Genomic DNA, 15,309 nt, shown 5'->3' with positions numbered 1-15,309 from the left:
AAACTCGGGCTTTGACAAATCCTGCGGGCTTGATATCATTTGCATACGAATGAGTTTCTCGGCTCGAACGCCGGAAATACCGGATTCGGAAAATTCCTTTCTGGAAGGCAAAGCGTGATCCGTTACGCGAAACCCACCTCGGTCGACGAAGCGCTCGCTTTGCTTGGCGAGGGCGCCTGGCGCATCCTTGCCGGCGGCACCGATTTTTATCCGGCACAGGGCAGCAAACCCTTTCGCGACAATGTTCTCGACGTTAACGGCCTGGCTTCGCTGCGCGGCATTGCCGAGACGAGCGATCATTTCGTCATCGGCGCGCGCACGACCTGGACCGACATCGTCCGCCATCCCTTGCCGCCGGCCTTCGATGCGCTGAAACAGGCGGCGCGTGAGGTTGGCTCGGTGCAGATCCAGAACGTCGCCTCGGTCGCCGGCAATCTCTGCAACGCATCGCCTGCCGCAGACGGCGTGCCGGCCCTGCTCGTCCTCGACGCGGAGGTCGAGCTGCGCTCAGTTGCCGCGACGCGGCACCTGCCGCTGCAGGACTTCATTCTCGGCAATCGCCACACGGCTCTGCTGCCCGGTGAGATGGTTACGGCGATCCGCGTGCCGAGAACCGCCGCTGCGGGCATGTCGGCTTTCGTCAAGCTCGGCGCGCGCCGTTATCTCGTCATTTCCATCGCCATGGTGGCGGCGCGTCTGGTCGTCCAGGATGGCCTTGTCCGGCAAGCGGCGGTCGCCGCCGGCTCCTGTTCGGTGGTGGCCAAGCGGCTGGCCGGCGTCGAAGCCGCGCTGCACGGTCTGCCGGTGGACGGCGGACTCGCCGACGCGGTCCTGGCCGCGCCGATGGCAGAACTGTCGCCGATCGCCGATGTGCGCGGCAGCGCCGAATACCGGCTCGATGCGGTGCGCGAGATTGTTGCCCGCACGGTGCTCGCGGCTATGGGGCTTACGACTGGCGAAGAGGTGGCGGCATGAGCCAAATTCAGCCTGACGCGCGTGAAGCCCTGCCCGATCCGGGCAGGGCCCAGCCAGGCTTCGGCGCTTTGCGCGCCGATATCGCCTTCGAGGTCAACGGCGCCGCCATCTCGGTCAATGTGCCGCCCCTGCGCCGCCTGTCCCTGGTGCTGCGCGATGAATTGCTGTTGACCGGCACGAAGGTCGGCTGCGACGCCGGCGACTGCGGCGCCTGTACGGTGCTGGTCGACGGCGATCCGGTCTGCGCCTGCCTGATGTCGGCGGCTTCCGCCGCCGGGACGGCGGTAACATCCGTCGAAGGCCTCGCCAATGGCCGGCTGTCGGCGCTGCAGGCCTCGTTCCTTGCCCATGGCGCGGCGCAGTGCGGCATCTGCACGCCGGCGCTGCTGGTCGCGGCAACGGCGTTGCTGGACAAACAGCCAAGCCCGACCGAGGCCGAGGTGCAGGATGCGCTGGGCGGTATTCTCTGCCGCTGCACCGGCTACCGGAAGATCATCGCGGCGGTGATGGATGCGTCCCTGCAGGGCGCAAGCCTCGATTTCCGCTTGCCTCGATCAGGCCATGCGATCGGCTCCTCGCCCGTCCGGCTCGATGGCGTGCCGAAGGTCACCGGGGCTGAGAAATTCGGCGGCGATTCCTTCCCCGCCGATGCGCTGGCCGTGCTGGTGGTCCGCTCGCCGCATTATCACGCCGGCTTCGCCTTCGGCGATCTGGACGGCTGGGCGAAAGAGCACCCTGGCATCGCCGGTGTCTTCACAGCCGCCGACATTCCCGGGGAAAACTGTTTCGGCGTCATAGGCCCGTTCGCCGACCAGCCGGCGCTGGCGGAAGGGTTTGCCCGCCTTCGCGGTGAGGCTGTGGCGCTGATCGCCGGCGAGCGCGAGGCGATGCTCGATCTCGATTTGTCGGATTTTCCTGTCCGCTGGAGCGAACTGCCGCATTTTCTGCAACCTGCCGAGGCGCAGGCTGAGGGTGCTGCGCTGATCCATGAAAGTCGGCCGGCGAACCTGCTCACCTCCGGCCTGGTCGAGCGAGGCGACCCCGAGACGGCGCTTGCCGGCGCTGCGTTCACCGTGTCCGGCGCCATTGACACCTCCTATGTCGAGCACGCCTATATCGAACCGGAAGCCGGCTATGCCTATCTGGACGGCGACACGCTGGTCGTCGTCGCCTGCACCCAGGCGCCCTATATGGACCGCGACGAGACGGCGAAGGTGCTCGGCCTAGCCGTCGACAAGGTGCGCATCGTGCCGACCGCGACCGGCGGCGGTTTCGGGTCCAAGCTCGACGTTTCGCTGCAGCCGCTGATCGGCCTGGTGGCGATGAAGACGGGGCGGCCGGCGGCACTTGCCTACACCCGCACCGAATCGATGATTTCGACCACCAAGCGCCATCCGGCCGAGATGAGAGCGACCATCGGCGCCGATGCCGATGGCCTTGTCACCGGCATGATCTTCGAAGGTGACTTCAACACCGGCGCCTATGCAAGCTGGGGCCCTACCGTGGCCAACCGCGTGCCGGTGCACGCCTCCGGACCCTACGCGACGCCGAATTACCGCGCCGAAGGCCGCGCCATCCACACGCATGGGCCGATCTCCGGCGCCTTCCGCGGCTTCGGCGTGCCGCAAGCGACGATCATGCAGGAGACGCTGTATGACGAGCTAGCCGGCAAGCTCGGCATGGACCGGCTCGATTTTCGCTTGAAGAACTGCCTTCGTAACGGATCCGAAACGGTTACCGGGCAGCTTCTGGAGTCCGGCGTCGGCATTGCCGAATGCCTCGAATCGCTGCAGCCGCACTGGGTGCGCGCAACGGCCGATGCGGATGCGTTCAACCGTGCCAGCAGGGATAGAAAGCGCGGCGTTGGCGTCGCGTCCTGCTGGTATGGCTGCGGCAACACCTCGCTGCCCAACCCGTCGACCATCCGGGTCGGCATCGCGGCTGACGGCACGGTCATCCTGCACCAGGGCGCTGTCGATATCGGCCAGGGTTCGAACACGGTCATCGCCCAGATATGCGCCGACGCGCTCGGCCTGCCGCTTGAGAAATTCCAGTTGAAGAGCGCCGATACAGCCATCACCCCCGACGCCGGCAAGACCTCGGCCTCGCGCCAGACCTTCGTCACCGGCAAGGCGGCCGAAAAGGCTGGCCGCGCCTTGCGCGAAAAGATCCTGCGCTTCGCCAATGTTTCGGAAAAAGCCGCTCTGCAACTGGACGGTTCGGCGATCGTCATCCGCGAGGGAGAAGCCACCCGCCGCATCGATCTCACCACATTGGACGTGGATGCCGAAGGCTTCGTCTTTCGCGCCGAGGAGACCTACGACCCGCCGACGCTGCCCCTCGACGCCAAGGGCCAGGGCAAACCCTACGCCGTCTACGGCTATGGCGCGCAGATCGCCGAATTGGAGGTCGACCTCAAGCTCGGCACGGTGAAGCTGCTGAAAATCACCGCCGCGCATGATGTCGGCAAGGCGATCAACCCGCTGCTGGCCGAGGGCCAGATCGAAGGCGGCATTGCGCAAGGCATCGGCATGGCGCTGATGGAAGAGTATATCCCCGGCCGCACCGAGAATTTGCACGATTATCTCATCCCGACCATTGGCGACGTGCCACCGATCGAGACCATCCTGATAGAAGTTCCGGATCCGGAAGGACCCTTTGGCGCCAAGGGTTTGGGCGAGCACGTGCTGATCCCGACGGCGCCGGCGATCCTCAACGCCATCCGCCACGCCACCGGTGTGCTGGTCACCAAAGTTCCGGCGACGCCGACGCGTATCCGCGCTGGCATCCGCGAGAAAGATGGTATCCGCGAAAAGGAGGCACGCCGATGAGCGAGCTTGCCGAGCGCTTCGAAACCCATGATCCCGGCGAGAAGCTGGTGGCGGAGAAGATCCGCTGCGATGCCTGTCCGGTGATGTGCTATATCGCGGATGGGCGCACCGGCGCCTGCGACCGCTACGGAAATGTCGGCGGCAGGATCGTGCGGATGGATCCGCTGACCATCCTCGATCATGCGGCCGAGACCGGCGCGGCGATCGTGCCGTTCGTCGCCGTGGGCGAGGCCTGGGACGGCGAACTGGTCAACACCGGCCGCCGCTTCGTCACCGCAATAGGCGCCGGCACCACCTATCCCGACTACAAGCCGGCCCCTTTCATCGTCAGCCAGGAGGTCGAAGGCGTCGATCTCGTCACCGTCGTCACCGAGGGCATCTTCTCCTATTGCGGCGTCAAGGTGAAGATCGATACCGACCGTCACCTCGGTCCCGAGACGGCAATAGTCCGCGCAGCCGGCGAAGCGATCGGCCATGTCACGACGGGCGAGTATGGCTCGCAGATGCTGTCGCTGGGCGGTGTGCACCATCTGACCGGCGGCTCCAAGGCCGAGGGACGCGCCACCTGTGACGCGCTGCTCAATCTGTGCAACCGCAAGCCGGTGGAACTGGCCATCGACGGCGGCGCCACCATCATAGTCGAAGCCGGCAAAGCACCTGTCATCGACGGCAAGCAGGAACACCGAATGCGCGTCGGCTGCGGCTCGGCCACCATCGGCATGTTCGCCACGCAATGGCGCGGCCTTGTCGACGAGGTGGTGGTGGTCGACGACCACATCACCGGCGTCGTTTCCGAGCACCAGGCCGGCAAGGTGCTGGGCTGGCAGGATACAGGTATAAAAATAATCGGCCGCCGTTCGACGCCGGGCCGCTATTTCAAGGTCTCCGAACCCGGGCTTGGCTGGGGCGGCACCAGTATTTCAGACCCGCTGTCGATTCTCGGCGAATGGAACGCCAAGAAAGGCGCGCGGCCGGGGCTGTCGCTGCTGATGGTGTCGACCACCGGGGAACAGTTCGCCTATTACGAACTCGACGACGAGCTGAAACCGGTGCAAAAACCTTTCCCCGAACGGCTGCAGAAGTCGGTCGGGCTGATCGAGGACAATTGCGAGCCGGCTTTGTGCACAGTGCTGTTCATCGGCGGCGCCGGCGGCTCGCTGCGGGCCGGCGTCACCGAAAACCCGGTCAATCTCACCCGCTCGGTTCAGGGCCTGACCACCTATGTCACGGTCGGCGGCGCGCCGGTCTATGTCTGGCCAGGCGGCGGCATCACGCTGATGGTCGATGTCACCAGAGTGCCTGAGGGTGCCTTCGGCTATGTGCCGACGCCGGCGCTGGTGGCGCCTATCGAATTCACGCTGCGCCGCGACGACTATGTCAGGCTTGGCGGGTACGAGGCCGAGATCCGCAGCGTCGAGGATATTGTCGCAAAAGGCGGTGAGTACCTGAATCCGCGCCGCGGCACAGGCGCCGAAGCCACCAATCCATGGCCGCCACTCGCGCAGCTGCGCCGTGCCGGCTCGAACGAGGCCGGGTGATGCAAGGCCCGCAAGCCAACTGGCTGCAGGACGGCAAGCGGCTGCATCTCAACCACGGGCCGATCGACCTGATCGTCGAGGTTTTTGGTGCGACGGATGAATGCCGCCAAGCCTATGAACAGGCCATAGCGCGGTTCCAGACGATCCTGATGGAGCTGGTCGAGGAGCTCCCCGAATTGCGACTGCCGGCGTTTTTCCTGGCGCCGCGCACCTTCGCCGGCCCGACGGCGCGCCGCATGGAAGCAGCCGTCATGCCCCTGGCGGAATGCTTCATAACACCGATGGCCGCCGTCGCGGGATCGGTAGCCGACGAAATGCTCGCCGCATTGCTTGCCGGCCGCAAGCTCGATCGCGCCTATGTCAACAATGGCGGCGACTGCGCAATCCATATCGGCAGGGGACAGTCGATGGGATTGGCGGTCGCCGGCACCGGCAACGGCATGGCGGACCGGATCACGATCCGCGCGGAAGATGGCGTTCGTGGCGTTGCCACCAGCGGCTGGCGCGGCCGCTCCTTCTCGCTTGGCATTGCCGACGCCGTCACCGTGCTCGCGCGGACCGGCGCCGAGGCAGATGCGGCGGCGACCCTCATTGCCAACGCGGTGGACCTGCCCGGCAATCCCGCCATCAAGCGCATTCCCGCACATGAATTGTCGCCCGACAGCGATCTCGGCGCGCGCCTGGTGACACATGGTGTCGGCACGCTTGCCCTTGGCGAAGTGGCGCGGGCGCTGGACAATGGCCTTGCCGTCGCCGAAGATTTTCGCCGGCGCGGCCTGATTGCCGGATCGGCGCTGTTTCTTGGCGGTGAGGCCCGCATCAGTGGCTCGGTTGCGCTTGCCGCGCCCAACAAAAGTTCGAGGGAGGAAGTTGCCCATGCCTGAGTTTTCGATCCGCAAAATCGCGGTGCTGACCGAAGAGATTTTTCACGAGGGCGGGCCGGTGGCCCAGGTGCCGCGCCGCCGCGCCGCCGCGATGGCCCTGGTGAAAAACCCGTTCGCCGGGCGCTATGTCGAAGACTTGCAGAGCGCCATGGACGATCTGAAGCCGCTCGGCCTGTTGCTCGCCGACCGGCTGATCGCGGCGCTCGGCGGCGACGTCAAGCAGATCGACGGCTACGGCAAGGGCGCCATTGTCGGCACGGCGGGCGAGTTGGAGCACGGTGCGCTGTGGCATGTGCCCGGCGGCTACGCCATGCGCGAACGGCTCGGCGACGCCAAGGCGATCGTGCCGTCGGCCAAGAAGGTCGGCGCGTTCGGTTCAAAGCTCGATGTACCGCTCGGCCACATCAACGCCGCCTATGTGCGCAGCCATTTCGACGCCATGGAAGTCGGCATCAGCGATGGTCCGCGCCCCGAGGAGATCCTGTTCTGCCTCGCCATGACCTGTGGCCCGCGCATCCACGATCGCATGGGTGGTCTCGCGGCCGATGACATCAAAGCCTGGGATGGCTTGCGGTGAGCGGCGAGGACAATCTGCTCAAGCTGGTCGAGGTCGAGGCGCCGGACGACCAGGATTACCTCCTGCAGGAGCAGGTCGGCTTCATCCTGCGCAAGGCGCATCAGCGCCATGTGGCGATCTTTGCCGCGCATATCGGCGATCTGACGCCGCCGCAGTTCGCGGCGTTGGCCAAGCTGCGTGACGTCGGCGAGACCTCGCAGAACCAGCTCGGCACGCTGATCGCGATGGATGCAGCGACGGTCAAGGGCGTCATCGACCGGCTGAAGGCGCGCGGCCTGGTCGAGCTTTCCAGGCACGAGGTCGACAAGAGACGGCTGCTGGTCAATCTGACCGCGGCAGGCCGTGATGCCATCGAGCGCCTGATCCCGCTGGCGCGCGAGATCACCCAGGAGACGCTGGCACCGCTCTCCGCCAAGGAGATCGCCACCTTCATGAAGCTGCTGGTGAAGCTGGCTTAGAGCGGCGCTGCCGCGAGAATGGGCCGACTAGCAAGGCCTTATGTAATATAGCTGTCGGAGAAGAGTTCGCCTCAGGCGAATGCGGTTAGCTCGTTGCTTGTCGATTGACACCAAAGATGATTGGATCGATCAAAACGGGGGCGTTTGTGGGGCAGCTTGTTCAAGGCGACGACGGATCGCCCGTAGAGGAGGTCGGCGCCTGGGCCAAAACTAAGCACGAGTATCTATGTCGTTATGTCGACATCAGCCGTGGCGTCCGATCAAAATGGCTCGATCACGGAAAGGCTGGAGCAACTCTGATTGATCCGTTCTGTGGACCGGGCAGATGCAGGATTCGCGGCACCAATGAGTTCATTGATGGCGGTGTGGTTGCTGCCTGGAAGAAGAGTGCGGACAGCAGAACGCATTCTCTGCGGTATATATCGGAGATATCGAACCCGGGCGGGTTGAGGCTTGCAAGAAACGGCTACAAGCGCTGAACGCTCCGGTCGTGGCTTTCACGGGTAATGCTGTTGCCACCATCAAGACGGTCGTCGGCGTTGTGAACCCTCATAGCTTGAATTTCGCATACCTGGATCCTTACAACCTGGAGACGCTCAACTTCGAGATGATCAGGACGCTGTCAGACCTTCGGTACGTCGACATGCTTGTACATGTCAGCCAAATGGACCTGCAGCGGAACCTCGACAAATACTCGTCGGGCGACTCGACGGTGTTCGATGCCTTCATTCCTGGCTGGCGTGACGCCATCAAAGCGGGAAACGCCAAGGCAACACGCCAGGCAATTTTGCGTTATTGGTCGGAACTTGTTGGACGACTCGGCGTATGGCCCTCCCCCGAACCCAAGCTAGTAACCGGACCCGGCAACCAGCCGCTATATTGGCTTCTGCTAGCCGCCAAGCATGAACTCGCTCTGGCGTTTTGGAAGGTCGCTGCCAACAACCAAAGACAGGGCAACCTTTTCTAGGCGGTAGCTGACGGCATCTCATCGTAGATACGACCATTGAGCATACGACCGGCGGCTTTCTTATTATTGCCTCCCCACTGCTTGAAGAAGAATGCCGTGCCCGCGCGTCGGCACATCGTTTCGATCTCGTCGACCCAGTGAGGATTCATATCCCGTGCCCCTGGCCCGCTTTCACCGCCAACGATTGCCCATTGAATACCGGTGAGATTGGCACCGGCCACAGATCCAATCAACGGCTCTAGAGAAACGAACCGGATTGCTGCTGGCACTCGGCGAAGGTCATCGAGTCTGCCCAGCACTCGATGGTCTTCAACGCTGGTCCCGAGCCAGACATTCGGCAGAACGGGAAAGTCGCCACGCGTCAGAACCTTGGCCATGACTTCCGGGCGCTTCGTTAGAATCTGATAAGTATGCCGTGGCGTCTCTTCCATCACAGCCCATACCTGCCGAATGAAATCGGCTGGCACATCGACATGAAAGAGATCGGACATCGAGTTCACGAAGACGCGGCGTGGTTTTGACCAAGTTGCGGGGATCGACAGCGATTTCGGATCGGTGATGATTTTGCCGGTCCACTTCGCCCGGCCACCCGTCTTCCGTGTTAAGCCCTGGTACTTGTTCATGCCCATGGCATCTAGTCGTGCCGCCATGCGCATCGCGTAGCAGTTCGTACAACCGGCGGTCAGGATCGTGCAGCCGGCCACCGGGTTCCACGTCGCGTCGGTCCATTCGATCGAAGTCTCAGCCATAGGAAGATTCTCCTTCACGTTGATGGTTAATTCAAGGTGATGAAGCTTCCGTTATCGAGTTCGACGGGTGAAGAGGTTCCGGCCATAGCCCACCAAAGAGCGGGAGAGCTATGGCCGAATTCTAAACACCGGAGCTACCTTCTCCGGCAATAGCATTCAGAGGCCGTTGTCCTTCAGCACCTGGGCGGCGTTTTCCTTGGTGATCTTCTCGGTCGGCAGAGTGATGGTCTTTTCGACCTTCTCGCCGTTGAGGAACTTGATCGCCTGGCGCAGGCCTTCGGCACCGGGAGTGACATAGGTGAAGGTCGCCGTCAGCTCGCCCTTGTTGACCATCTGCACGCCTTCGTTGGGCAGGCCGTCAATGCCGATGAACTTGATGTCCTTTTCGCGGCCGACATCCTTGGCGGCGAGATAGGCACCATAGGCCATCGGGTCGTTGTGGCCGTAAACGAGATCGATCTTCTCGTTGCTCTTCAGCGCGTTGGCCATCAGATTGTAGGCCTGGTCCTGCTTCCAGTCGCCCGATTGCTGGTCGAGCAGATATTTGATGCCCGGCTCCTTGTCGGTGAATTCGTGGAAGCCGTCATGGCGGTCATGCGCCGGCTGGGTGCCCATGCCGCCCCAGATCTCGACGACATTGCCTGCAGCCTTGCCCTTGCCGCCAAGCAGTTCGACGGCATATTCGCCGGCCGCGCGACCGATCAGCGCGTTGTCCCCGCCGACGAACTGCGTGTAGTCCTTGGTGTCGACATTGCGGTCGAGCACGAAGACCGGGATCTTGGCGTCGATCGCCTGCTGCACGACGCCGGTCAGGCCGGCCGATTCCTTCGGTGACACCAATAGCGCATCGACCTCCTGGCGGATCAGGTTCTCGACATCGGCGACCTGCTTTTCGGTCTTGTCCTCGCCGTCGGTGATGATCAGTTCGACCTCGGGATGCTTGGCGGCTTCGGCCAGAATGTCCTTGTTGAACTGCGCGCGCCAGGGCTCGATGGTCGTCACCTGCGAGAAGCCGATCTTCCACTTCTTGTCCTGGGCGAAGGCATTGCCGGTGGTCAGAAGCGCGGTGGTGGTCAGCAGTGCCGCGGTCACGGCAGCAAGCTTCAGCATGTCACGTCGTTTCATTTTTTGTTTCCTCCGAGATTGAGAGACGGTGTCTCTTGCGACGGCCGCTTTGCCGCGGCCGTTTCCTTGTGCGCCGATTGCCCGCCGGGCAGGCGCAGATAGGCCAGGAGATCACCGGCATTGCGCTCCTGCACAAGCACAGTGCCGATGATGATCATCCCCTTCAGCACCAGCTGAAGGTTCGAATTGATGTTGTGGAGCTGCAGGATGTTGGAGAGCAGACCGAAGATCAGCACGCCGCAGAACGTGCCGGTGAGGCTGCCGCGCCCGCCCATCAGGCTGGTGCCACCAATGACGACTGCGGCGATGGCGTCGAGCTCCAGCCCGGCGCCGGCATCCGGCTTGCCTTGCCGGTATTGTGCGACATAGAGCACGGCGGCGATGCCGGCGAGCAGCCCGGAGACAGCATAGGTGGCGATCTTGACGCGGCCGGCGGCGATGCCGGAGAGGCGCGCCGCCTCCTCGTTGCCGCCGATGGCGTAGACGTAACGGCCGAACGGCGTGAAGCGCAGCACCGCGCCATAGATCAGGATGGCGCCGAGGAAGAACAGGCCCGGCATCGGGATGATGCCGAACACCAGCGAGCGCAGTATCTCGAAATCGGCGGTCGCGTTGGAGCCGGTATAGACCGGCAGCACCGCATTGTTCTGGCCGGCGGTCAGCCGTGCGATGCCGAGCGCCGTCACCATCATCGCCAGGGTGACGATGAAGGGCTGCAGGCGCCCGGCAACGATGATGAAGCCGTTGAGCGCGCCGAACAGCAAACCAACGCACGGCGCCACCAGCAGCACGCCGAGCACACCGAATTTCGGCTCGATCTGCGGCAGCAGAAACCACAGCGACAGGCAGCACAGGACCACGCCGACGACGGCGGGCGTGACCAGGCCGCGAATCCCGTCCAGCTTGATCTCACGGAGGAGGTCGGCGCCGGCACGGGATTTTGCCAGGTTCTGGAAAATGAAACGGGTGACGACGAAACCGAGGCAAAGCGCCACCAGGGCGACGGTTGGCACGCCCAGCACGACGCCCGGCGTCACGCCTGGAACCGTCAGCAGCATGGCGCAGACCACCGAGCAGATGGCCATCAGCGAGCCGACGGAGAGATCGATGCCGCCGGTGATGATGACAGCCGTCATGCCAGTGGCGATCAGGCCGGTGGTCGACACCTGGCGCAGCACATCGAGCAGATTGCCGTAGGAGAGGAAGATGTTGTTGCCCTTCGAGCTCATCGGCGAGCCCAGGACACCGATCAGGAAGATGGCGATCAGGCCCCAATAGAGCTTGGTCCGGGACAGGAGTTTCAAAACGGTCATTCGGCTGGTCTCGATATGGTCCGGCGCGGGGCGGCGAGGCGCATGATGGCCTCCTCACTGGCCGCGTCGCGGGAAAGAATGCCTGTCTGGCGGCCATCGGCCATCACCAGGATGCGGTCGGAGAGGTGCAGCAGCTCCGGCAGTTCGGAGCTGATGACGGCGATGGCGAGGCCGTCGCGCGCCAGCTTGAAGATCAGGTCGTAGATCTCGCGTTTGGCGCCGACATCGATGCCGCGCGTCGGCTCGTCGAGCAACAGCACCCTCGGCTTCGTCGCCAGCCATTTGCCGATGACAACTTTCTGCTGGTTGCCGCCCGACAGCGTCCCGGCGGGCTGGTCGATGTCCCGGCAGCGGATGCCGAGGGCCTTGACCGCCTGCCGCGCCAGCCCCTGCTCGCCGGCCAGCGAACGGATGCCGAAGCGGGCCAGCGAGCCGACCAGCGGCAGCGCGACATTGTCCGCGATCGAAGCCTGAAGATGCAGGCCTTGCGTCTTGCGGTCCTCGGTCACCAGCGCAATGCCCAGCCGCCTTGCATCGCGGGGCGAGCGGATATCCACGGGATGGCCGTCGATACGGATTTCGCCGCCGGTGCGGCCATCGCTCGAGCCGAAGATCGCTTCCAGGATCTCGGTGCGACCCGAACCCAGCAGCCCGCCAATGCCGAGGATTTCTCCGGCGGCAAGATCGAAGCCGACGCCGTCGATCACCGTGCGCCAACCATGCGCATCGGGCTTCGACAGCGACAGGTTTTCGACCGAAAGCACGGTCATGCCGCTGGTGTTGCGCTCTTCCTCGGAGGAAGCGAGCAGGTTGCGGCCGACCATCGCCGAAATGATCGTATCTTCGTCGAGCCTGGCCATCGGCTCGGTCAGCACATGGCGGCCGTCGCGAAACACGGTGACGCGGCCGGCCAGATGCATGACCTCGTCGATGCGGTGCGAGATGTAGACGATGGCGACGCCGCTGTCGGCAAGCTGGCGGATGATGCGGAACAGCCGCTGGCATTCGGCCGGCGAAAGCGCCGAGGTCGGCTCGTCCATGATCAGGATGCGTGCCGACATCGACAGAGCCTTGGCGATCTCGACCAGTTGCTGCTCGCCGACACGCAGGGCGCCGACGCGGGCTTGCGGATCGAGTTCGATGCCGAGCCGCTGCAACAAAGCACCTGCCGCGCGGCTGCTCGCCTTGCGGTCGACGATCAGCCCGGCGATCAGCTTCTCGCGGCCGAGGAAGATGTTGTCGGCGACGCTGAGCTCGGGCACCAGGTTGAGTTCCTGATGAATGATGGCGATGCCGGCATCCTCGGCGTCGCGCACGCCGGCGAAGCTGACGGGGCGGCCATCGACGCTCACCGTGCCGTCATAACCGGTATAGACGCCGGAGAGGATTTTCATCAGCGTCGACTTGCCGGCGCCGTTCTCGCCCATCAAGGCATGAACCTCGCCGCGACGCAGCTCAAGGCCGACATCGACAAGCGCGGCGATGCCGCCGAAGCTCTTGGAAATGCGCTCGGCACTCAGAACGATGTGCGACCGATCGGCCGCACCGTGCTCCGGGGACAGGCAATTGCTCTCTTGCATGACAATGGCGGCCTCCCTTCCGTCGTCGTCAACTTCCCGCAAACGCTAATCTAAACGTTTCGATCATGTCAAGCCGATATAAGGTGCCGGACGTTTGGTGCAATTCGATTCTTGCTAAAAAGGACAGGATTCCGTACGTATTGGCCAGCAAGGGTGGCGAAACGTTTCGAAAATGACAGCGTCAGGGCAAAAAAGACACCGCAAATCCACCGCGCCCACCATGCTTCATGTGGCTGAAGCGGCGCGTGTTTCTGTCGCCACCGTTTCGGCGCTGATCAATGGCACGGCGACGGTCAGCCCGGAGCTTAGCCAGCGCATCGAGCAGGCAATCCGCGATATCGGCTACAAGCGCAACGCGATCGCCCGCAGCCTGAAGATGGGCACGACCCGCACCATCGGACTGACCGTGCCGCACATCACCAACCCGTTCTTCACCGATGTCGTCTCGGTCATCCAGCAGGCCTTCGACCGGGCCGGCTATGCCGTCATGCTGTGCTGCACGGACGAGGATTTGAACACCCAGGACGACCAGATCAGGCTGCTGCTCGACCGCATGGTCGACGGGCTGATCGTGGCGCGCGTCGGCGACGGCGCGATCCTCAAGCGGATCGTCGACGACGCCAACGTGCCGGTCGTGCTGCTCGATCGTATCTGCAAAGGCATCGACACCGATGCCGTGGTGCTGGACAACCAGCGCGCGGTGTTCGACGCCATCACCTATCTGATCAATCTCGGCCACCGGCGCATCGGTTACATCACCGGCACCTCGGACATCTCGCCGATGCATGACCGCATGGCGGGATATCGCGAGGCGCTTCACGCCGCCGGCCTGCCGATCGCCGAGGAGCTGATCCGCTTCGGCAATTTCCACGAGATCGACGGCTATAACGAAACCATGCAGATGCTTTCCTCGCATGATCGTCCAAGCGCGATCTTCTCAGCGAACAATCCGATGGTGATCGGCACCATGAAGGCGATCCGCGACATCGGCCTGTCCTGCCCGGAAGATATTTCGGTCGCCTGCTTCGACGACTTTCCATGGTCCGACGTGTTCCAGCCGCAGTTGACCACGGTGGCCCAGCCCGTGCAGGCGATCGGCGAACAGGCGGCCAATCTGCTTCTCGATCGTCTCGCCGGCAACAGGGACGCGCCGCCGCGCAAGCTTTTGCTCAAGGGCCGGCTGATGATCCGCAATTCATGCCGTCCGCTCGGCGCGATTGCGCAGAGCGTGAACGCGTAGCCTTCCCCCGGCGTAAGTCGTAGCAGGGCCTGTCAGGCCGCCTGCGACAGGGATTTGTGCGCGTCGGCCAGGATCTCGAACGACCGCACCCGCGCCGCATGATCAAACATCTGCGCGGTGACCATCAGCTCGTCGGCACCGGTGCGGCGCACGAAGGCATCGAGGCCTTGCCGCACCGTTTCCGGGGAGCCGACGACGGCGCAGGACAACGCCTGGCCGAGCATTGTCTTTGCCATCGGATCGAGATCGCGGTCATAGTTCTCGACAGGCGGCGGCAGCCGGCCGGCCCGACCGGTGCGCAGATTGACGAAAGCCTGTTGCAGCGAGGTGAACAACAAACGGGCCTCCGCATCGGTGGGCGCGGCGAAGACATTGAGGCCAAGCATGACATGCGGCTTGTCGAGCTGCTCGGACGGCTGGAAGCGCGAGCGGTAGACATCCAGCGCGTGATCCAGCTCCGCCGGCGCGAAATGCGAAGCGAAGGCGTAGGGCAGGCCGAGCATGGCGGCGAGCTGCGCGCCGTAGAGGCTGGAGCCGAGGATCCAGACCGGCACGTTCTGGCCTTCGCCGGGCACGGCGCGAATTCGCTGGCCTTCCTCGGCCGGCTGGAAATAGCCCATCAGCTCGACGACATCCTGAGGGAAATTGTCGACCCCGGCCTCGAGATTGCGGCGCAAGGCACGGGCGGTGCCCATGTCGGTGCCGGGCGCCCGGCCGATGCCGAGATCGATGCGGCCCGGATGCAAGGCGGCCAGCGTGCCGAACTGCTCGGCAATCACCAGCGGCGAATGGTTGGGCAGCATGATGCCGCCGGCGCCGACACGAATGGTCTTGGTTCCGCCGGCGACATGGGCAATGACGACGGCGGTTGCAGCGCTGGCGATACCCGGCATGTTGTGATGCTCTGCCAGCCAGAAACGCTTGTAGCCCAGGCGCTCGGCATGGCGGGCAAGATCGAGCGAGTTGGCCAGCGACTGCGAGGCATCGCTGCCTTCGACGATCGGCGACAGGTCGAGAACGGAAAGAGCGGTCATGGATGGGATCCTGTGTCAGGACCGCATGTAGGAAGCAT

At 63.9% G+C, this 15,309-nt stretch carries 12 protein-coding genes and 1 pseudogene; 8 read left to right on the top strand and 5 right to left on the bottom strand.

The window, feature by feature from the left end; genetic code table 11:
- The first annotated feature begins 114 nt into the window (after positions 1–114).
- The 7 genes and pseudogenes from AC0L24_RS15175 to AC0L24_RS15145 all read left to right on the top strand — a co-directional run bounded on the left by AC0L24_RS15175 (position 115) and on the right by AC0L24_RS15145 (position 8,230).
- Complete coding sequence (locus AC0L24_RS15175) at positions 115–975, top strand: FAD binding domain-containing protein (RefSeq protein WP_128287695.1); 861 nt, start codon at positions 115–117, stop codon at positions 973–975.
- Complete coding sequence (locus AC0L24_RS15170) at positions 972–3,806, top strand: molybdopterin-dependent oxidoreductase (RefSeq protein WP_473563920.1); 2,835 nt, start codon at positions 972–974, stop codon at positions 3,804–3,806. The genes AC0L24_RS15175 and AC0L24_RS15170 overlap by 4 nt, the downstream gene beginning before the upstream one ends.
- On the top strand, positions 3,803–5,344 hold the full coding sequence (locus AC0L24_RS15165; RefSeq protein WP_128364623.1) for a 6-hydroxynicotinate reductase: 1,542 nt from the start codon (positions 3,803–3,805) through the stop codon (positions 5,342–5,344). The genes AC0L24_RS15170 and AC0L24_RS15165 overlap by 4 nt, the downstream gene beginning before the upstream one ends.
- On the top strand, positions 5,344–6,228 hold the full coding sequence (locus AC0L24_RS15160; RefSeq protein ID WP_473563919.1) for a UPF0280 family protein: 885 nt from the start codon (positions 5,344–5,346) through the stop codon (positions 6,226–6,228). The genes AC0L24_RS15165 and AC0L24_RS15160 overlap by 1 nt, the downstream gene beginning before the upstream one ends.
- Positions 6,221–6,805 carry an amino acid synthesis family protein gene (locus tag AC0L24_RS15155; RefSeq protein ID WP_292660879.1) on the top strand — a complete coding sequence of 195 codons (585 nt, stop codon included), beginning with the start codon at positions 6,221–6,223 and terminating at the stop codon, positions 6,803–6,805. Before AC0L24_RS15160 ends, AC0L24_RS15155 begins: the two co-directional genes overlap by 8 nt.
- Positions 6,802–7,263: a MarR family winged helix-turn-helix transcriptional regulator gene (locus AC0L24_RS15150; RefSeq protein WP_023810741.1), complete on the top strand. Its 462-nt coding sequence runs from the start codon at positions 6,802–6,804 to the stop codon at positions 7,261–7,263. Before AC0L24_RS15155 ends, AC0L24_RS15150 begins: the two co-directional genes overlap by 4 nt.
- Positions 7,264–7,379: 116 nt before the next feature.
- Positions 7,380–8,230 (top strand): annotated as a pseudogene (locus tag AC0L24_RS15145) (three-Cys-motif partner protein TcmP).
- Here the strand turns inward: AC0L24_RS15145 and AC0L24_RS15140 are convergent.
- The 4 genes from AC0L24_RS15140 to AC0L24_RS15125 form a co-directional block, all read right to left on the bottom strand.
- On the bottom strand, positions 8,227–8,979 hold the full coding sequence (locus AC0L24_RS15140; RefSeq protein ID WP_473563918.1) for a DUF5131 family protein: 753 nt from the start codon (positions 8,977–8,979) through the stop codon (positions 8,227–8,229). The pseudogene AC0L24_RS15145 and the gene AC0L24_RS15140 sit on opposite strands and share 4 nt — an antisense overlap.
- A 156-nt stretch (positions 8,980–9,135) precedes the next feature.
- On the bottom strand, positions 9,136–10,104 hold the full coding sequence (locus AC0L24_RS15135; RefSeq protein WP_127411071.1) for a substrate-binding domain-containing protein: 969 nt from the start codon (positions 10,102–10,104) through the stop codon (positions 9,136–9,138).
- Positions 10,101–11,417, bottom strand: a complete 1,317-nt coding sequence (locus tag AC0L24_RS15130; RefSeq protein ID WP_127322601.1) for an ABC transporter permease — start codon at positions 11,415–11,417, stop codon at positions 10,101–10,103. The genes AC0L24_RS15135 and AC0L24_RS15130 overlap by 4 nt, the downstream gene beginning before the upstream one ends.
- Positions 11,414–12,997: a sugar ABC transporter ATP-binding protein gene (locus tag AC0L24_RS15125; protein ID WP_473563917.1), complete on the bottom strand. Its 1,584-nt coding sequence runs from the start codon at positions 12,995–12,997 to the stop codon at positions 11,414–11,416. The genes AC0L24_RS15130 and AC0L24_RS15125 overlap by 4 nt, the downstream gene beginning before the upstream one ends.
- Before the next feature lie 220 nt (positions 12,998–13,217).
- Here AC0L24_RS15125 and AC0L24_RS15120 point away from each other — a divergent pair, with 220 nt between their 5' ends.
- Positions 13,218–14,237 (top strand): LacI family DNA-binding transcriptional regulator, encoded by a 1,020-nt coding sequence (locus tag AC0L24_RS15120; protein ID WP_473563916.1) that lies wholly within the window; start codon positions 13,218–13,220, stop codon positions 14,235–14,237.
- A 32-nt stretch (positions 14,238–14,269) separates the two neighbouring features.
- Here AC0L24_RS15120 and AC0L24_RS15115 read toward each other — a convergent pair whose 3' ends face one another.
- Complete coding sequence (locus tag AC0L24_RS15115) at positions 14,270–15,271, bottom strand: LLM class flavin-dependent oxidoreductase (protein ID WP_292660866.1); 1,002 nt, start codon at positions 15,269–15,271, stop codon at positions 14,270–14,272.
- Positions 15,272–15,309: the final 38 nt, after the last annotated feature.

This window comes from Mesorhizobium sp. WSM4809 (assembly GCF_055811655.1).
Note: the sequence above shows the minus strand (reverse complement) of the source record. Positions and strands in the feature narration are given on the sequence as shown.